Source organism: Streptomyces sp. 3214.6 (genome assembly GCF_900129855.1).
Lineage (GTDB): Bacteria > Actinomycetota > Actinomycetes > Streptomycetales > Streptomycetaceae > Streptomyces > Streptomyces soliscabiei.
In genome coordinates, this window is the sequence record NZ_LT670819.1 from 7,048,812 (window position 1) to 7,067,557 (window position 18,746).

Here is an 18,746-nt window from a genome sequence, read left to right on the forward strand (position 1 = left end):
GTCGTGCGGGAGTTCATCGTCGAGGCCGACGGCGGGTCGCGGGGTAACCCGGGGCCCGCGGGCTACGGCAGCGTGGTGATCGATGCGGCGACGGGGGAGACCCTCGTCGAGCGGGCCGAGTACATCGGCGTCGCCACCAACAACGTCGCCGAGTACCGGGGACTGGTGGCCGGCCTGCGGGCCGCCCGGGACCTCGACCCGACGGCCACGGTGCGCGTGCGCATGGACTCCAAGCTGGTCGTCGAGCAGATGTCGGGCCGCTGGAAGATCAAGCACCCCGACATGAAGCCGCTCGCCGCGGAGGCGGCCCGGGTCCTCCCGCCCGGCCAGGTGACCTACGAGTGGATCCCGCGCGAGCAGAACAAGCACGCCGACCGCCTGGCGAACGAGGCGATGGACGCGGGCAGGCGCGGCGAACAGTGGGACGCCGGCGCGTCCCGCGCCGCGCTCGACGCCCGCACCACCGCGCCCCCGGCCGCCCCCGCCCCCTCCGGCCCGCCCGGCGACGCCACCGCAGGCGCGGCAAAGGCCCGAGCGGCCCTGTCCCGCTCCCGCACCGAGGCACAGGAGTCCGCCGGCCCGGCCCGGGAAACCCTTACGGAAACCTCCCAGGAAACCGGCCCGAAGACCGACGCCGACCGTCGCGCCGCCCGTACTGTCGCCGCCCCGGCCGCATCCCCCGTTGCTCCCTCCGCCGCCTCTGCCCCGGCCCCCGCGGCCTCTGCCCCGGCCCCCGCCACCTCTGCCCCGGCCCCCGCGGCCTCTGCCCCCGCCGCCTCCGCCGCTCCCTCCGTCGGGTGGGGGGCGGCACCTGATCTTGGGGCGCCGGCGACCTTTGTGTTGCTGCGGCACGGGGAGACGCCGCTCACTCCGCAGAAGCGGTTCTCCGGGAGCGGCGGCACCAATCCCTCCCTCTCGGACGTCGGCCGGGAGCAGGCCGAGCGGGCCGCCGCCGCGCTCGCCCGGCGCGGGACCATCCAGCACATCCTCGCCTCCCCGCTCGCCCGCACCCGCGAGACCGCGGGAGCCGTCGCCGCCCGCCTCGGTCTGGAGGTCACCGTCGAGGACGGGCTGATCGAGACGGACTTCGGAGCCTGGGAGGGGCTGACCTTCGGCGAGGTCCGCGAGCGCTACCCCGACGACCTGAACGCCTGGCTGGCCGACCCGGAGGCCGAGCCGACCGGCGGCGGCGAGAGCTTCGCGGCGACCGCCACCCGGATCGCCGCCACCCGCGACAAACTGGTCGCGGCGTACGCGGGCCGCACGGTCCTGCTGGTCACCCACGTCACGCCGATCAAGACGTTCGTACGGCTCGCCCTGGGCGCCCCGCCCGAGTCGCTGTTCCGCATGGAACTGTCGGCGGCCTCGCTGTCGGCGGTGGCCTACTACGCGGACGGCAACGCCAGCGTCCGACTTCTCAACGACACGTCCCACCTTCGGCCCTGAGGTACGAGGCGGTCCGGGCGAGGCCCTCGATCCGGGCCCAGTCCCGGGCCGTGACCGCGTCCGCCGGTACCATCCAACTCCCGCCCACGCAGCCGACGTTGGGCAGTGCCAGGTACTCCGGCGCGTTGTCCGGGCCGATCCCGCCCGTCGGGCAGAAGCGGGCCTGGGGGAGCGGTCCGGCGAGCGACCGCAGATAGGCCGTACCGCCCGCCGCCTGCGCCGGGAAGAACTTCATCTCCCGCACCCCCCGCTCGAGCAGCGCCACCACCTCCGAGGTGGTCGACACCCCGGGTAGGAAGGGCAGCCCGGACGCCCGCATCGCCGTCAGCAGGGCGTCCGTCCAGCCCGGGCTCACCAGGAACCGTGCCCCGGCCGCCCCGCACGCCGTCACCTGCTGCGGCGTGATCACCGTGCCGGCCCCGACGACCGCCTCCGGGACCGCCCCGGAGATCTCCCGGATCGCGTCGAGCGCGGCAGGAGTCCGCAGCGTCACCTCGATCGCGGTCAGCCCGCCCGCCACCAGTGCCCGCGCCAGCGGTACGGCGTCGGCGGCGTCCTCGACGACCACCACGGGCACGACAGGAGCCGGCGCCAGCTCCAGTACCGAGGCAGCCGACGACGAGGGCAGCGGTGAGGTCATGCGCCTCATCCTGCCCGCGGTGCGCAGCATGCGCAAAGGTCATTGCGCATGCTGCAACGTAGCTGGTGGGTTGGTTGTGTTCCGGTAGGAGTCCGCGCAAAGTCAGTGCACGTCCCGCGCAAAGTCAGTGCACGTCGTCCACCAGCACGTCCAGCGTCCAGGCCGTCGTCCCGGCCTTCGCCCGCGAGGGCGCCTGCTCCTCCACCACGTACCCGAGGTCCCGCAACGCCTCCACCAACTCGGCCGGACCCTTGGGAGCGATGCCCGCCGTCAGCAGACTCCGGACGATCCGCCCCTTCGTCGCCTTGTTGAAGTGGCTGACGACCTTCCGGGTCGGCGCATGCAGCACCCGCACGCTCGCCGTCCGCCCCGCGACCTCGCCCTTCGGCTTCCACGCGCCCGCATACGCGGCCGACCGCAGGTCCAGCACCAGCCCGCCCCCGGCCACCTCGGGCAGCACCGACGCCATCGGCGTGCGCCAGTGCGCGCCCAGCGCCCCCAGCCCCGGCAGCCTCACCCCCATCGAGCAGCGGTACGACGGGATACGGTCCGTCACCCGGACGGCTCCCCACAACCCGGAGAACACCAGCAGCGACCGGCCCGCGCGCCTCTTCGCCGCCGCGTCGAGGGAGGCCAGGCCGAGGGCGTCGTACAGGACACCGGTGTAGATCTCCCCGGCCGGCCGCGCGCCCGCCGTACGCAGCTCCGTGTTCTTGGCGACCTCGCCGCGCAGCCCCTCGCTCAGCCCGAGCACCTCGCGCGCCTTGTCCTCGTCGGCCACGCACAGCTCCACCAACTCGTCGAGGACGGCCTCGCGAGCGGCGCCGAGCCCCGGCAGGGAGAGTCCCTCCGGCTTGAGCGGGGCGCCACGCCCGGAGGACGCCTTGCCTTCGGAGGGCGGCAACAGGACCAGCACGGTGGATCTCCTTCGGTAGAGCTCTGCCGCGCCAGCGTACGACGTGCCGCCCGGCGCACCCGGTCCTACATTCGTTGCATGCCCCGCCGCCCCATCCGCGTGACCGGCGCGCCCGAAGCCCCCCTCCGGGCCGCCCTCACCGCACTGCGCAAGAGACTCGGCGCTCCGGCCGCCTTCCCGCTCGCGGTCCTCGCCGAGGCGGAGCGGGTCGCCAAGGCCCCGTCCCTGCCCTCGTACGACGCCACCGACATCCCCTTCGTCACCCTCGACCCTCCCACCTCCACCGACCTCGACCAGGCGCTGCACCTCTCCCGGCAGGGCGCCGGCTACCGCGTCCGGTACGCCATCGCCGACCTCGCCGCGTTCGTCGTCCCCGGCGGACGGCTGGACGCCGAGGCGCACCGCCGGGTGAACACCCTGTACTTTCCCGACGGCAAGGTCCCGCTGCACCCGGCCGTGCTGAGCGAGGGCGCCGCCAGTCTGCTGCCCGGCCACGACCGCCCGGCCGCCCTGTGGACCGTCGACCTCGACGCGGACGGCCGTACCGTCGCCGTCGACGTGCGCCGCGCCCTCGTCCGCAGCCGCGCCAAGCTCGACTACGCGGGCGTGCAGCAGCAGATCGACGCGGGAACAGCCGAGGAACCGATCCAACTCCTCTCCATCGTAGGGAAGTTGAGAGAGGGGCTGGAAGCCGAGCGGGGCGGGATCTCCCTGGGCGTGCCCGAGCAGGAGGTCGTCGAGCACGACCACGCCTACGAGCTGACCTACCGTGCCCCGCTGCCCGCCGAGGGCTGGAACGCGCAGCTCTCCCTCCTCACCGGGATGGCCGCGGCAGAGCTCATGCTCGCCTCGGGCACGGGCGTCCTGCGCACACTCCCCGCCGCTCCCGACGGAGCGGTGGGCCGCCTGCGCCGCACCGCGCACGCCCTGCGCATCGACTGGCCGCACCACGTCTCGTACGCGCGGCTCATCCGCTCCCTCGACCCGCACGAGCCGCGCCACGCGGCCTTCCTCCAGGAGTGCACGACCCTGCTGCGGGGCGCCGGCTACACCGTGTTCCGCGACGGAAGACTCCCCGCCATCACCACCCACGCGGCCGTCGCCGCCCCGTACAGCCATTGCACGGCCCCGCTCCGCCGCCTCGCCGACCGTCACACCACCGAGCTCTGCCTCGCGGCCGTCGCCGGCCACGCCCCGCCCGACTGGGTGCTCGCCGAGCTCGACGCCCTGCCGAAGGAGATGGCGGAGGGCGGCCGCCGCGCCAACGCCGTCGAGCGCGGCTGCGTCGACATCGTCGAGGCCGCACTGCTGAAGAACCGGGTTGGCGAGGTGTTCGACGGCCATGTGGTGGACGTGGACGAGCGCCGACCGACCGCCGGCACCGTCCAGCTGGACTCCCCGGCGGTCATCGGCCGCGTCGACACCGGCGAGACCGGCGAGACCGGCGAGACCGGTGAGGCCGGTGAGGCCGGTGAGACCGGTGAGACCGGCACTCCTCTTCCACTGGGCGGGCGGCTGCGCGTTCGCCTCACGGAGGCCGATCCGACGGTGCCGACGATCCGCTTCACACCCGCCTGACAGCCCTGCCCCGAAGGGCGCCCGACAGCCCTGCCCTGCGCGTTCGCCGTCAGGAGACGGGCGCGTCGAACCAGCGCTCCAGCACCGCCTCCAGGGTGTCGTCCGCAAGGCCGTCCCCCGCGTCCGCCGCTGGACTCCTTGACGGCTAACACCGTTAGCCCTACAGTTCCGACTGTTGGGGCTAACGGTGTTAGCCAGAGATGGAATGTGGAACGCATGCCCGAGGAGGCAGCAGCCATGAGCACTACCACCGCAGCCAAGACAGTCGAGACGGACACGACCGCCAAGACGGCCACGGTCACCCCGACCGGCGCGCCCGCCACCGCCACCCGCTCCCCCCTCACTCTCGTCCGCCGCACCGCCTGGCTCGCGGGCGCGCTGTTCTGGTCGGCGTTCGCGGTCCTGGAGGGCGTCAACCACGGCTGGCTCGCCGGAACCCTCGCCTTCGCCTTCTTCATCGCCCCGGACCTGACCTTCCTCGTAGCCCTCGACGACGCGCCCCGCATGGCGAAGGGCCAGCTCCCGCCCCGCGCGGTGCCGTACTACAACGCGATGCACCGCGCCCTCGTCCCGCTCGCGCTCATGGCCCTCTACGCCTTCGCCCCGTTCACCTGGGCCCCGCTCTTCGCCGCCCTGTGCGGCTGGGCCGCGCACATCTCGTACGATCGCGCCTTCGGCTACGGACTGCGCACGAAGGAGGGCTTCCAGCGTGGCTGACCAGCTGCTGTCCGAACGACTGACCCCGCGCGCCCGAGAGATCGCGACGGCCGCCCGGACCCTCCTGGAGGAGGCCGGGCCCGCCGCGCTCACCATGCGCGCCCTGGCCGACCACCTCGGCATCAAGGCACCCTCCCTCTACAAGCACTTCCCCGACAAGCACGCCGTCGAGGTCGAGCTGACGGCCCAGCTGCTCCAGGAGTCGGCGGCGGCCCTGGAGACGGCGGAGGAACACGAACCCGGCTCGCTCACCGCGCTGGCGCGGGCGTACCGGACGTACGCGCTCGCCCACCCCCACCTGTACTGCCTGGCCACGGAACGCCCCCTGCCCCGCGCCGCGCTCCCGCCCGGCCTGGAGGACCGGGCCGCGATGCCGCTGCTGCGGGCCTGCGGCGGCGACCTCGACCTGGCCCGCGCGACCTGGGCCTTCGCCCACGGCATGGTGATCCTGGAGATCCACGGCCGCTTTCCGGACGACGCCGACCTCCCGGCGGCATGGAACCGCGGCCTGAAGGCGTTGCACCCGTAGGAGCAGCAGGGGCCGACAGCACATGGGGGTGGCGCGTGAGCCGTGAACAGGCATCGTGGACGAGGGCCCGGCTGGGCCGCTGCGGCCCGCCCCTGGACCTGCTCACCGCCCGCTTCGAACGGCACGTCTACGCCCCGCACGCCCACGAGGAGCTCAACGTCGGCGTGTGCGTGGGCGGCTCCGAGGTCATCGACTACCGCGGCGGCCGCCTTCGCCTCGGTCCCGGCTCCATCGTCGTCCTCGCCCCCGGCGAGATGCACACCGGCGGCCCGGGAACCCCCGACGGAGGCTACGCCTACCGCGCCCTCTACGCGCCGGTGTCGCTACTGACGGACGGCGCCGTCGGCGGTGGCCTCCCGCACTTCCACGAACCCGTCATCGACGACCCCGAACTGGCTGTCGCCCTGGCCCGCGCCCACACGGACCTGGCCGCCTGCCCCGACCCGCTGGAGGTCGAGTCCCGCCTCCCATGGCTGCTGACCGCCCTGGCCCGCCGTCACTCCACGGCCCGCCCGGTGTGCGACACGATCCCCGGCGCCGAGCGCATCACCCACGCCGTCCGCGACCGTCTCGCCGACGAACTCCTCACCCCGCCCTCCCTCTCCGACCTCGCCGCCGACCTGGGCCTGTCCCGCTACCAACTCCTGCGCGCCTTCCGTACGACGACCGGCATACCGCCCTACGCCTGGCTGGCCCAGTACCGGGTGACCAGGGCGAGAGCCCTGCTGGAGGCCGGCCTGCGCCCGGCCGAGGTGGCCTCCCTGGTCGGCTTCGCGGACCAGGCCCACCTCACCCGCTGGTTCCGCCGCGTCATGGGCGTGACGCCGGCGGCGTACCGCAACAGCGTTCAAGACACCTGACCGGGATCCGGCCGACACTCCCCGCATGACTGCACGCGGCTGGTTCCTGTTCTCCCTGATGGGAGTGGTGTGGGGCATCCCCTACCTGATGATCAAGGTGGCGGTGCACGCCCCACTGTCACCGTCCATGGTGGTGTTCACGCGCTGCGCCCTGGGCGCCGCCCTCCTGCTCCCCTTCGCGCTGCGCGGCGGCGGCCTGTTCCGCACCGTCCGTACCCACTGGCTGCCCATGCTGGCCTTCGCGTGCATCGAGATCCTCGTCCCGTGGTTCACGCTCACGGACGCCGAGCGCCATCTGTCCAGCTCGACGGCAGGCCTGCTGATCGCGGGCGTACCGATCGTCGGCCTCGTCCTGGCCCGCTTCTTCGGCCACACGGAACGCCTGGGCCTACGCCGGATGACGGGGCTGGCCCTGGGCCTGGCGGGCGTCGCCGTCCTCACCGTGAGGCATCTCACCGGCGGTGACGCCCGCTCCCTGGGGGAGGTGTTCCTGACGGTGCTGGGATACGCGACGGCGCCCCTGATCGCGGCACGCTGGCTGAAGGACGTGCCGACCCTCCAGCTCACCGCGCCCTGCCTGGCGCTGGCGGCCCTGGTCTACGCGCCCGCGGCGGCAGCGACCTGGCCTGCGCAGACGCCGTCCGCGTCGGTCCTGACCGCCCTCATCTGCCTGGGCGTGATCTGCACGGCGCTCGCCTTCGTCGCCTTCCTGGAACTGATCAAGGAGGCGGGCCCCACTCGCGCGATGGTCTTCACCTACGTCAACCCGGCGGTAGCGGTGGCGGCCGGAGCCCTGTTCCTCGACGAGCCCCTGACCCCGACGATCATCGCCGCCTTCACCCTGATCCTGGCGGGCTCGGTCCTGGCAACGGCGGCGGGACCGTCGACCGGACCGGCGGGACGGAAGGAGGACCCGCGCCCGGTAACATGGTCGACACGGCAGACGAGCCGGGCGGACGGCCGCGTGGAGTCCCCTTAGGGGCTTCCCGAGGAACGTCCGGGCTCCACAGGGCAGGGTGATGGCTAACGGCCACCCGGGGTGACCCGCGGGACAGTGCCACAGAAAACAGACCGCCGAGGGCTTCGGCCCCCGGTAAGGGTGAAACGGTGGTGTAAGAGACCACCAGTGCCCAGGGCGACCTGGGCAGCTAGGTAAACCCCACCCGGAGCAAGGTCAAAAGGAGCCGCCGTAAAACGCGGCTCTGCGCGGACGTTCGAGGGCTGCCCGCCCGAGTCCGCGGGTAGACCGCACGAGGCCGGCGGCAACGCCGGTCCTAGATGGATGGCCGTCGCCGAGGACGTCGCGAGACCCCTCGGAACAGAACCCGGCGTACAGCCCGACTCGTCTGCCGCTCCTTATTTCCGTAGGTCAGAGGCCATGTTTAGTCATTGAACAAACTGCTCGGGTCGAATCCGGGGCGAATTCGCCCTCGTGTATTGTCCGACCCGTCTGGCTCGCTGTCAGGCGGATAGGGCATATCGGGCAACTTGCGGGCATGAGGTGAGTTGGAAGGCGGCGAAGGGCGGGACGGGAGGCCTCGGGCGAGGTCGACAGTATCGTCCGGTGTGTCCCTCGCGGAGCGGACTGATGCCGCGTTCGCGGGGTGGGTGTGTTGACTGAACTAACTAGTGGACAACGGGATCAAGTGGCGGGCGATGCCCGCCGACTTCCCGCCGTGGGACCGGGTCTATGCGTTCTTCCGCCGCTGGCGTGACCATGGCCTGGTCAGGGAGTTCCACGGCCGGCTGCGCGGACGGGTCCGCAAGAAGCTGGGCCGTGATGCGGAGCCGACGGCCGCGGTGATCGACTCCCAGTCGGTCAAGGCGGATGCCGTCGTCGGATCGGACAGCCGCGGCTTCGACGGCGGCAAGCTGATCAACGGGCGCAAGCGCCACGTCGTGGTCGACCCCCTCGGCCTGCTCCTTGCGGTGATGGTCACCGCCGCGGATGTCGGCGACCGCACCGCCGCGAAGGTCCTGCTCGAGCAGGTGGCCGACGCGCACCACCGGTTGGCCCTGGTCTGGGCAGACGGCGGCTACACCCACCGGCAGCCTCGTCGAGCACTGCCTGGCCGCGTTCGCCCTGGTCCTGTCGATCGTCAAACGCAGCGACGACATGCGAGGCTTCGTGGTGCTGCACAAGCGGTGGATCGTCGAGCGCCTCCCGCCCACCTGATGCGAAGCCGCCGCCTGGTCCGCGACTTCGAGTGCCGCACCACCAGCGCCGAGGCGATGATCTACTGGTCGATGACCGGGCTCATGACCCGCCGCCTGGCCCAGCCACAGCGCGGGCGAGCATGAATCGGCCCGGCGCAGGCTCGGCCAGCCAACCCCGCGCGACCAGGCGTTTCGCCTTCGACCGCAGCGCTACCGCGCCAGCCCGGTACGAGTTCCTGTTCACCACCAAGTCCCCGTGCCTCCGGCTCCGACCGGGGCCACCTGCTCAGACGACCGGGCCGGCCGCACCTGGTCCCTGTGTTTCGGGAGCAGCGCTCAGGCGAGCTCGATCGGCGGAGGCCGTGCCGCGGGTGACGAAGACCTCGGGCCGATATGGCAGCACCCCCCGTAGTACCCGCGGAGGATCTGCCGGCCGGTCCGTACTGCGTTCTCAGTAGCGGGGATGTCGGCAGGCGCACGACGACAGGACAGCCCGGCGCCGGGGAGCCTGGGCGGACAGTCGGCACCAGATGTGGAGATCCCTGCCGTGGCTACTTTCCTGTATCGAGTGGGCCGTCTGGCCTTCCGGCGACGCTGGTACGTCGCTCTGGTCTGGGCGGCCGTCCTGGCCGCTGTCGGACTGGGCGCCCTCAGGGCCCCGGGGGCCACCGACGAGGGGTTCTCCATGCCGGGCATCGAATCCCAGAAGGCGTTCGACCTGCTCCAGGAGCGTTTCCCCGGCACCATCCCCGACGGCGCGACCGCCCGGGTCGTCTTCGTCGCGCCGAGCGGGGAGAAGGTGACCGCCGCCGAGAACAAGCAGGCCGTCGAGAAGGCCGTCGCCGAGCTGGCCGACGGCACCCAGGTGGCGAGCGCCGTCGACCCGTTCCGGGCGAAGGCGGTCAGCAAGGACGGTACGACGGCGTACGCGACCGTCACCTACAAGGTCAAGTCCAACGACCTCACCGACACAAGTAGGACCCACCTGGAGCGGACCGTCGACGAGGCCCGCCACTCCGGGCTGACCGTCGAGGCCGGCGGGACCGCGATGAACGCCCGCGGCGGCGCGGGCGGGGCCGCCGAGGTGATCGGTATCGCGATAGCCGCCGTCGTGCTGCTGGTCACCTTCGGCTCCCTGGCCGCCGCCGGGCTGCCGCTGCTCACCGCCGTCGTCGGCGTCGGCGTCAGCATGGCCACGATCCTGGCCCTGTCCCACGCGCTCGGCCTGTCCACGACGACCGGCACCCTGGCGATGATGCTGGGCCTCGCCGTCGGCATCGACTACGCCCTGTTCGTCGTCTCCCGGTACCGGGAGGAGCGAGCCAAGGGCCGTACGGCCCAGGAGGCGGCCGGGCTGGCGGTCGGGACGGCCGGTTCCGCGGTCGTCTTCGCGGGGCTCACCGTCGTCATCGCCCTGGCCGGGCTCGCGGTGGTCGGCATCCCGATGCTCACCAAGATGGGTCTGGCCGCGGCGGGCGCGGTGGTCGTCGCCGTGTCCGTCGCTCTGACGCTGGTCCCGGCGGTCCTCGGCTTCTGGCCGAACGCGGTGCTCACGCGGAAGGCCCGCAGGAGCGGCCGTGTCGAGGAGAGCACCCGGGACAACGGGGGCACCCGCTGGGCGTGGTTCGTGCTGCGCCGTCCCGTGCCCGTGCTGCTCCTCGGAGTGGTGGGCCTCGGGGCCCTCGCGGTGCCGGCGACGTCCCTGCAGCTGGGCATGCCCGGGGACGAGGCCAAGCCGACCTCCACCACCGAGCGCCGGGCCTACGACGACCTCGCCAAGGGCTTCGGCCCCGGCTTCAACGGACCGCTGACCGTCGTCGTGGACGCCAAGGGCGACGCCGACCCGAAGGGCGCGGCGCGGACGGTGTCCGAGAAGATCGCCGCCACGAAGGGCGTCGTGTCCGTCTCCCCGGCCCGCTTCAACGCCGCCGGTGACACCGCGGTCATCTCGGTGGTGCCCTCCACCGCGCCGACCGACGAGAGGACCAAGGAACTGGTGCAGACCATCCGGGGCGAGCGTCCCGGGGTCGAGTCCACGACCGGGGCGTCCTTCGAGGTCACCGGCACCACCGCGCGGAACATCGACATCGCCGACAAGGTGCAGGCCGCCCTCGTCCCGTATCTCCTGGTCGTGGTCGGCCTGGCCGTCGTCCTCCTGATGGTGGTCTTCCGGTCCCTCCTCGTCCCGCTCAAGGCGGCCCTCGGCTTCCTGCTGTCGGTGCTGGCCTCCCTCGGCGTGGTCGTGCTGGTCTTCCAGCAGGGCCACGGCGCCGGACTGCTGGGCGTGGACCAGACCGGGCCGATCATGAGCCTGATGCCGATCTTCCTGGTGGGCATCGTCTTCGGCCTGGCCATGGACTACGAGGTGTTCCTCGTCTCGCGGATGCGGGAGGCCTACGTCCACGGCGAGCCGCCCCGCCAGGCGGTCACGTCCGGCTTTCAGCACAGCGCCCGGGTGGTCGTGGCCGCCGCGCTGATCATGATCGCGGTGTTCGCCGGGTTCATCGGCGAGAGCGACTCCATGATCAAGATGATCGGGTTCGGACTGGCCTCCGCCGTCCTCTTCGACGCCTTCGTCGTACGAATGGCGATCGTGCCCGCCGTGCTGGCCCTGCTCGGTGACAAGGCCTGGTGGCTACCGAAGTGGCTGGACCGGCTCCTGCCGAGCCTCGACGTGGAGGGCGAGGCGCTCAGCCGCCGCGCCGAGGCGGACCCGGCCCCGGATGAGGCGGCCGACCTGGCGGTGGCGCGCCCCTGACACCACCGCCCCGCCCTGGGGCCGCCCGTGGCCAACGACACGGGCGGCCCCGTCGCCGTTCGTACCCGGAGGCGTCCACGATGGACCCAGCCCACCCACCGGAGAGCACGATGAGCACCAGCAGCACCAGTCCGGCCGCCGCGGGAACCAGCCTGGAACGCCGCTACACGGGCCGCCTGGAGCAGTACGCGGACCGCTGCCCCCTCGCCGTGGACGTCGTGCTGGTCCTGGCGCTGATGGGCTGCGCGACCCTCGGCAGCCACCTCACCCTGCCCGGCGCCGAACCGCCCGGCCAGGACTGGGCCGCCACCCTTCTCATGGGCGTGTCCTGCCTCGCCCTGCTGAAACACCGCAGCCACCCGCGTACGGCCGTCGCCGTGACCGCGGTCTGCACGGTGATCGTCGTCGCGCTCGGGTACCTGCTCACCCCCCTGCTGCTGGCCCCCCTCATGGCGGCGCTCTACTGGCTGGCCACGCAGACCGACCGCAGGACCACCCGCGTCCACGGCGTCACCACCATGGTGGCGGTGATGGTCGCGGCCGGGTTCTCCGGTTCCATGGGCCACGTCTCGCCGCTGCTCAGGACGATCGGCCCGTTCCTCTGGCTGCTGCTGCCCCTCGCCGCCGGCAACATGACCCGGCTGCGGCGCGCCTACCTGAAGGCGGTGCAGGCCCGTGCCGAACACGCCGAGCGCACGCGGGAGGAGGAGGCACGGCTGCGCGTCACCGAGGAACGCATGCGCATCGCCCACGAACTGCACGATGTCGTGGCGCACCACCTGGCCCTGGCCAACGCCCAGGCCGGCACCGCCGCCCACCTCGCCCTCACCAGTCCCGAGCAGACCAAGAAGATCCTCACCGACCTGACCGGCACCACCTCCTCCGCACTGCGGGAACTGAAGGCCACGCTGGGACTCCTGCGCCACAACGACGACCCCCACTCCGCACCGCTGGAGCCGTCCCCCGGCCTCGCCCGCCTGCCCGAGCTGGTCTCGGCGTGCGCGTCCGCCGGACTCACCGTCACGGTCAGCACGGAGGGGGAGCCGCGACCGCTCTCCCCGGGGGTGGACCTGACCGCGTTCCGGATCGTGCAGGAGGCACTCACCAACGTCACCAAGCACACCGCCGCGGAGGCCGCCCACGTACGGCTCGCCTACTCCGGCTCCCGTCTGCTGATCACGGTCACCAACGACGGGCCGGCCGCCACCCGCGGTCCCGAGGGCGCCCCGAGCCGGGGCTTCGGCGTCATGGGCATGCGCGAACGCGCCCACTCCATCGGCGGCGAACTGCGCGCGGGCCCCCGCCCGGAGGGCGGCTTCGAGGTCACGACCGCGCTGCCCCTCCAGCCCTCCTCCTCCTCCGCCGAAGAAAGCAAGACGCCATGAGCATCCGGGTCCTGCTCGCCGACGACCAGGCCCTGCTGCGGGCCACCTTCCGGATCCTGATCGACTCCTGCGACGACATGGAGGTGGTCGGCGAAGCCTCCGACGGCGCCGAGGCGGTGGAACTGACCCGCGCCCACCACCCCGACATCGTCCTCATGGACATCCGCATGCCGGGCACGGACGGCCTCGCCGCCACGTCCGCCATCTGCGCCGACCCCGGCCTGGCCGCCACCCGCGTCCTCATCCTCACCACCTTCGAGACCGAGGACTACGTCGCCCTGGCGCTGCGCGCCGGTGCCAGCGGCTTCCTCGGCAAGGACGTCACCGCCGACGCCCTCCTGGCCGGCCTGCGCACCGTGGCCTCCGGCGAAGCCCTCCTGTCACCCGCGGCCACCCGCACCCTCATCACCCGCTTCCTCACCACCCCCGCCCCCGGCACCCAGCTCGCACCCCCGGAACGCCTCGCAGAGCTCACGGTCCGCGAACGCGAGGTCATGGCCCTGGCCGCGGAGGGGAAGTCCAACACCGAGATCGCCGAGGCCCTCACCGTCAGCCCGCTCACCGCGCGCACCCACATTCACCGAGCCATGACGAAACTGGGTGCCCGCGACCGCGCCCAACTCGTCGTCATGGCCTACCAGTCGGGCCTCGTACAGCCCGGCCCGCCCGTGCCCTGACCCGGGCACGCCGTGGGCACGACCCCGCGGTGCTACGCGGCCTTGCGAGCGGGCACCGGGGTGGCCTCCGGCAGGTTCCGGCGCGGTCCACCGCCCGGATCAGCCCTCCCGATCAGCCCTCCCGTTTGATCCACTCACCGCCGCCCAGCAGGTAGTCGTAGCCCGGACGGTCATGTCGGCGCTGGTGCGGAACGGGGTGCCGTCGTTGTCGATGTGGACGGTGCCGCGGCGGCTGCCGCTGGACCAGTCCAGGCTGAGGTCCCAGCGGACGTCGTGCGCCTTGGTGTGGGCGATGACGTAGAAGACCTCCAGGTCGGACTCGCTGACCTTGGACCCTCGCCATCGGCGTTCTCCGGCGGACGGACGCGGAGTGGGCCGCGGTTCGGCCGCTGCTGCCGGTGCCACCGCTGTCGACGCGCAGGCGATGACGCGGGCGCCCTGCGCTTTGCCGATGCTGATGGCGGCCGACCCCACCGCGCCCGCGGCGCCAAGGATCACAAGGTCCTCGCCCGGTTGGAGTTTGGCCACTGAGGTCAGGGCGTCGATCTTGGTCCGGTATGTGGTGCCGGCGGTGGCGGCAAGGTCCGACGGCAGACCGTCGGGGGTCGGGCGCAGCGCTGTTTCGTCCGCCGCGACCCGCTGGGCGAATCCGCCGAAGGGGGCCAGGCCGTGTACGCGGTCGCCGACCGCGAAGGGTTCGCAGTCGGGCCCGGCCGCGACAATCGTCCCCGCGATGTCGATGCCCGGCGTGAACGGGGTGGGTGGCGTGATCTGGTTGCGGCCCAACACCATGAGTGCGTCGACGTAGTTGACCACTGCCGCGGTTACCTCGATGAGGACCTGTCCGCCGGCGGGCACCAGTTCAGTAGACGGAATGGCGCACAACCCGGAAGCGGGGCCGGGCCGGTGACGAGGTCGAGTACGACACCGGCGCCGCCGGAGCACAGGTCCCACCCGATCCAGTCGAAGACGCTCGGATTGCGGTCTGGACACCCGGACCTGCCGGCCCGCCGGCCCATCGGCGGGCTGCGGCGCTACTGCGGGACCTGGAGTACGACCTTGCCGACCGAGCGGTTCGCGCGCAGATGGTCGGCGGCCGCCTTGGCGTCGGCGAGTGGGAAGACCCGGTCGATCACCGGCTCGATCCGGCCGTCGGCGACGAGGGGGCTGACGTCGGTGGCGAGGGCAGACCAGGCTGCGGCGAGTTCGTCGGGGCCGCGCACGCTGAAGGTGGTGCCCCGTACCCGAAGGCGGCGGAAGGCCAGCTCGTTGAGGTCGATGGTGGCGTGCTGTCCGGCCAGGCGGCCGATGTTGACGACAGTGCCGCCGATCCTCGTTGCGCCAAGGCACGAGGCGAAGGGCTCGCCTCCGAGGTGGTCGAGGACGATGTCGACGCCGACGCCGCTGGTCGCTTCCAGTACGGCGGCGCGCAGGTCGGTGGTGGAGGTGTCGATGACGAGGTCGGCGCCGGCCCTGGTGATGACGTCGGCCTTGCCGGCCGAGGTGGTGGTGCCGATCACGGTTCCGGCGCCGAGAGCCTTGGCGAGCTGCACGGCGAGCAGCCCGACGGCGGTGGTGGCGCCCAGGATCAGCACATCTTGGCCTGCCGTGAAGCCCGCCTGGGTGACCAGGGCGTCGTGTCCGGTGAGGAGGCCGACCGGCAGTGCGGCGGCATCGGTCCAGCCCATCGGCTCGGGGATGCGGACGAGGTGGCGGTGGTCGAGCAGTGCGTAGCGGGCGAAAGTGCCGAGCGTCACGCCCATGATCCGGTCGCCGACGGCGAGGGAAGTTACGCCCTTGCCGAGCGCGACCACCTCCCCGGCGAGCTCCAGGCCCGCCGTGTAGGCGCTGCTCGTGCCTGCGCCCGGGTTATAGGTGCCTTCCAGCATGAGCAAGTCCGCACGGTTGATCCCGGCGGCATGCACGCAGACGAGGACCTGTCCTGGCTCTGGCGTCGGCACGGGCACGTCGCGCAGCTCCCAGTCGGGGGCGACACCGCCGACGAGAGCGGGCATCGAATCGGTCATCATGGGCTCCTCGGGATAGATCATGATGCAGGCCATCAAAGGTGTAGGTGATGCTGATACCGGGCCCGCCGCCGGGGCGGCAGCGGGAAGAAACCGCTGGTGCGCGCCACGTAGTCCTCGTACGCGGCGCCGCGGCGCTTGCGCATCCCCTTTTCCAGCAGTGCCTTGCCGCTGTAGTTGAGCAACATCATCGTCATGACGACGGGCGAGACGACTGTCAGGAGACCGATCGAGTGGCCGAGAGCCAGCAGCCACAGTCCGACCCAGACACAGGAGTCTCCGAAGTAGTTGGGGTGCCGGGTCCAGGCCCACAGTCCCCGGTCCATGACCTGGCCCGCGTTGGCGGGGTCCTTCTTGAAGCGTGCCAGCTGGGCGTCGCCGACGGCCTCGAAGAGGAAGCCGACGACCCAGATGGCGACACCGGTCCAGGCCACAGGGCCGAGGGACGACCTCTCATACATCGCGAGTTGCACGGGGAGCGAGACGACGAAGAGGACTACGCCCTGCAGACCGTAGATCTTGCGTATAAGGAACCCGACGAGTGATCCGGTCTGGTGCCGCATGAGGGCGGTGTAGCGCTTGTCCTCGCCGTGCCCACGGTTGCGGTTGGCGATGTAGATGCCGAGCCGTAGTCCCCACAGCGCGGTGAGGGCGAGCACCACGCCACGCCGTGTGGTGTCGCCGCCGGATCCGGCGGAGGCGAGGAAGCTGACGAACGCGAGGACGACGAAGCCCGGTCCCCAGAAGATGTCGATGATCGACTGATTGCGGATGCGGATGGCGACCGCCATGATCGTGCCGAAGAAGACGACCACGGCGACTACACACCACACCAGGTTCAGGGCGAAGCTGTCCCAGGAGAGGTCGTTCACGGAGTGCTCTCCTCGTGCGCGGAGGAGCCCTGCTGGGCGACGTCGGCCGCGAAGTCCTGGAACGCCGCCTGTGCCTCGGGGAAGGTGTGCTGCACTCCATCCCGGCTGGTCTTGAGCACGCCCTCCAGGATGCTGGGGTCAAGGGGGCCGTCGGGCAGTCGCACCGTGGCGCCTTCAATGGCATCGGCCGCCCTGATGCTTCCGGCGGCGGCGACGATGACCTGGCCGTTGGCGGTGGAGCGGGGGTCGATCAGCGAGCTGACCAGCGGGGCCACCGACTCCGCGCTCATGAGATCGACATAGGTCGGGTCCATGGCCCCTGCGGTCATCTGGGTGGTGGCGTAGGGCAGAACGACGTTGGTGAGCACTCCCCGGCGTTCGCCCTCCACTGCGGCCGTGCGGCCGAGTGCGATGACGGCGCCCTTGCTGGCGGCGTAGGCGGAGACCGTGGGCTCGCCGTACAGTCCGGCGGTGGAGGCGATCAGGACGATCCGTCCGTGGCCCGCCTGACGCATGACCCGGGAGGCGGCCGTCGTGACGAGGACGGTTCCTGTGACGTTGACGGCCAGGACGTTCGCGAAGTTCTCCGGGGTGGTGCTGTGGAGCATCTGTGGGCCGCTCACGGCGGCGCTGGTGACCAGGCCGTCGAGTCGTCCCCAGTGTTCCAGGGCCGTGGCCACGAGGCGGTCGGCGGTGGCGGGATCCTCGACCGCGCCGTGGTCGGCGACGGCTGTCCCGCCCGCCGCCTGGATCTCGCGGACGACGTGGTCGGCGGGGCCGAGGCCGTTCTCGTCGACCTGCCGGTTGCGGTTGTTGACGATCACCCGTGCGCCGCGGGCGGCCAGGTCAAGGGCGAAGGCACGCCCGAGGCCCTTTCCTGCGCCGGTGACGATGACGACACGGTCCTTGAGGCCGTTCACTGAGAGATCCTTTCGATGAGCACGGCGACGCCGAGCCCGGCGGCTCCGGAGACGGTCGCCACGCCGTAGCGGCCTTCGCGTTCTTCCAGCTCCTCGACGCAACTGCCGACGAGGATGGCGCCCGTGGCGCCGAAGGCGTGCCCCATGGCCATGGTGCCGCCGTTGGGATTCATTCGGTCGGGGCCGGCGTCCAGGTCACGGCGGAAGCGCAGGCACAGTGCCGAGAACGCTTCCGCGAATTCGAAGACGTCGATGTCGGACGCCGTGAGGCCGGCGCGCGCGATGACCTTCTCGACGGCGCTCTGCCCTGCCGTCAGCATGATCACGGGATTCACGGCGGCCGTCGCGGCGGCCAGGATCCGGGCACGGGGCCGCAGTCCCGTACGGCGGGCCGCCGCTTCGTTCCCGATCAGGAGCAGGGCGGCGCCGTCGGCCATGGCGGGTGAGGTGCCGGCGGTATGCAGGTGCTCGATCCGCTCCGCGACGGGGTGGGCCTTCAGCGCGATCGAGTCCTGGCCCTGGGCGCCGAGCTCCGCGAAGGCGGGGGAGAGCCCGGCGAGTGTTTCGAGGGTCGTGCCCGGGCGCACCAGCTCGTCGTGGTCGAGGGCGAGCCCTGCGGTATCGGGCGGGAGCGGGACGAGGGAGCGGGAGAATGCCTTGCGCTCCCACGCACGGGCCGCCTTGGACTGGGTCTCCAGGCCGTAGGCGTCCAGTTCCTCGCGGGTGTAGCCCTCGAGGGTCGCGTTGAGGTCCGCGGCGATGCCCATGTGGACTGAGCCGATGCGTCCCACGGTATCGGCGTCTGTCCACAGCGGGCCGCGGTCGGCGAACATCGGGACTCGCGACACGCTCTCCACACCGCCCGCCACGGCCAGGTCCAGATCGCCCGAACGGACCCGGGCCGCTGTCTGGCCGACGGCGTCCACCCCCGAGGCACAAAAACGGTTGAGGGTGGCGCCAGGCGCGCGTTCCCCCCACCCGGCCAGTAGGGCCGAGGTACGCGCCAGATTGGCGCCCTGCTCGTCGACCTGCGACGCGCAGCCGAGAACGACGTCCTCTACTTGATCGGTGTCCAGGCTCGTGCGCTCGGCGAGGTGGCGTTGGAGATGGACGACGAGCTCGACAGGACTACGGCTGCGCAGGGAGCCCTTGGTGGAGGCTCGGCCGCGCGGCGTGCGGACATAGTCGAGGACGAGTGCCTCGGGGGATCGGGGTGGTGCGGTCGCGAGCATGGCGGCTCCTCATGCGGAAGGACCATAGCGAA

General features: G+C 72.0%; 16 protein-coding genes, 1 other RNA gene and 1 pseudogene. 11 read left to right on the plus strand and 7 right to left on the minus strand.

Annotation, left to right across the window (positions count from 1 at the left end):
* Positions 1 to 3: 3 nt before the first annotated feature.
* Complete coding sequence (locus tag B5557_RS31855) at positions 4 to 1,446, plus strand: bifunctional RNase H/acid phosphatase (RefSeq protein ID WP_079662683.1); 1,443 nt, start codon at positions 4 to 6, stop codon at positions 1,444 to 1,446.
* Here the strand turns inward: B5557_RS31855 and eda are convergent.
* Both eda and yaaA read right to left on the minus strand, forming a co-directional pair.
* Positions 1,418 to 2,086, minus strand: coding sequence for a bifunctional 4-hydroxy-2-oxoglutarate aldolase/2-dehydro-3-deoxy-phosphogluconate aldolase (eda, locus tag B5557_RS31860; RefSeq protein WP_079665119.1), 669 nt, complete (start codon positions 2,084 to 2,086; stop codon positions 1,418 to 1,420). The genes B5557_RS31855 and eda overlap by 29 nt on opposite strands.
* A 124-nt stretch (positions 2,087 to 2,210) precedes the next feature.
* Positions 2,211 to 3,002: a peroxide stress protein YaaA gene (yaaA, locus tag B5557_RS31865; protein WP_079662684.1), complete on the minus strand. Its 792-nt coding sequence runs from the start codon at positions 3,000 to 3,002 to the stop codon at positions 2,211 to 2,213.
* Positions 3,003 to 3,080: 78 nt separating this feature from the next.
* Between yaaA and B5557_RS31870 the strand changes: the two genes are divergently transcribed.
* The 10 genes and pseudogenes from B5557_RS31870 (at position 3,081) to B5557_RS31920 (ending at position 13,663) form a co-directional block, all read left to right on the plus strand.
* Positions 3,081 to 4,580: an RNB domain-containing ribonuclease gene (locus B5557_RS31870; RefSeq protein ID WP_079662685.1), complete on the plus strand. Its 1,500-nt coding sequence runs from the start codon at positions 3,081 to 3,083 to the stop codon at positions 4,578 to 4,580.
* 237 nt (positions 4,581 to 4,817) lie between these two features.
* Positions 4,818 to 5,297, plus strand: a complete 480-nt coding sequence (locus B5557_RS31875) for a DUF4260 family protein (RefSeq protein WP_079662686.1) — start codon at positions 4,818 to 4,820, stop codon at positions 5,295 to 5,297.
* Positions 5,298 to 5,316: 19 nt separating this feature from the next.
* On the plus strand, positions 5,317 to 5,826 hold the full coding sequence (locus B5557_RS31880) for a TetR/AcrR family transcriptional regulator (RefSeq protein ID WP_079665120.1): 510 nt from the start codon (positions 5,317 to 5,319) through the stop codon (positions 5,824 to 5,826).
* A 35-nt stretch (positions 5,827 to 5,861) separates the two neighbouring features.
* Positions 5,862 to 6,686: a helix-turn-helix domain-containing protein gene (locus tag B5557_RS31885; RefSeq protein WP_231976102.1), complete on the plus strand. Its 825-nt coding sequence runs from the start codon at positions 5,862 to 5,864 to the stop codon at positions 6,684 to 6,686.
* A gap of 88 nt (positions 6,687 to 6,774) precedes the next feature.
* Positions 6,775 to 7,494: pseudogene (locus B5557_RS46370) on the plus strand (DMT family transporter); the annotation flags it as partial.
* A 136-nt stretch (positions 7,495 to 7,630) separates the two neighbouring features.
* An RNA gene (gene rnpB / locus B5557_RS31900) (RNase P RNA component class A) lies at positions 7,631 to 8,035 on the plus strand.
* 307 nt (positions 8,036 to 8,342) lie between these two features.
* On the plus strand, positions 8,343 to 8,987 hold the full coding sequence (locus B5557_RS31905; RefSeq protein ID WP_159424456.1) for a transposase: 645 nt from the start codon (positions 8,343 to 8,345) through the stop codon (positions 8,985 to 8,987).
* 403 nt (positions 8,988 to 9,390) lie between these two features.
* Complete coding sequence (locus B5557_RS31910) at positions 9,391 to 11,601, plus strand: MMPL family transporter (RefSeq protein ID WP_159424457.1); 2,211 nt, start codon at positions 9,391 to 9,393, stop codon at positions 11,599 to 11,601.
* Positions 11,602 to 11,711: 110 nt separating this feature from the next.
* A complete protein-coding gene (locus B5557_RS31915; protein ID WP_079662690.1) occupies positions 11,712 to 12,986 on the plus strand; it encodes a sensor histidine kinase in 1,275 nt (424 codons plus the stop codon).
* The gene (locus B5557_RS31920; RefSeq protein WP_079662691.1) at positions 12,983 to 13,663 is read left to right on the plus strand and encodes a response regulator transcription factor; all 681 of its coding nucleotides are present in this window, start codon (positions 12,983 to 12,985) and stop codon (positions 13,661 to 13,663) included. The genes B5557_RS31915 and B5557_RS31920 overlap by 4 nt, the downstream gene beginning before the upstream one ends.
* A 99-nt stretch (positions 13,664 to 13,762) precedes the next feature.
* Here B5557_RS31920 and B5557_RS44545 read toward each other — a convergent pair whose 3' ends face one another.
* The 5 genes from B5557_RS44545 to B5557_RS31945 form a co-directional block, all read right to left on the minus strand.
* Complete coding sequence (locus B5557_RS44545) at positions 13,763 to 14,521, minus strand: alcohol dehydrogenase catalytic domain-containing protein (RefSeq protein ID WP_159424458.1); 759 nt, start codon at positions 14,519 to 14,521, stop codon at positions 13,763 to 13,765.
* 176 nt (positions 14,522 to 14,697) lie between these two features.
* On the minus strand, positions 14,698 to 15,693 hold the full coding sequence (locus B5557_RS31930; protein WP_231976103.1) for a quinone oxidoreductase family protein: 996 nt from the start codon (positions 15,691 to 15,693) through the stop codon (positions 14,698 to 14,700).
* Between the two features lie 32 nt (positions 15,694 to 15,725).
* Positions 15,726 to 16,562, minus strand: coding sequence for a DUF1295 domain-containing protein (locus tag B5557_RS31935; protein ID WP_197697266.1), 837 nt, complete (start codon positions 16,560 to 16,562; stop codon positions 15,726 to 15,728).
* A complete protein-coding gene (locus tag B5557_RS31940; protein WP_079662693.1) occupies positions 16,559 to 17,482 on the minus strand; it encodes an SDR family NAD(P)-dependent oxidoreductase in 924 nt (307 codons plus the stop codon). Before B5557_RS31940 ends, B5557_RS31935 begins: the two co-directional genes overlap by 4 nt.
* Complete coding sequence (locus tag B5557_RS31945) at positions 17,479 to 18,714, minus strand: acetyl-CoA C-acyltransferase (protein WP_079662694.1); 1,236 nt, start codon at positions 18,712 to 18,714, stop codon at positions 17,479 to 17,481. The genes B5557_RS31940 and B5557_RS31945 overlap by 4 nt, the downstream gene beginning before the upstream one ends.
* Positions 18,715 to 18,746 lie beyond the last annotated feature (32 nt).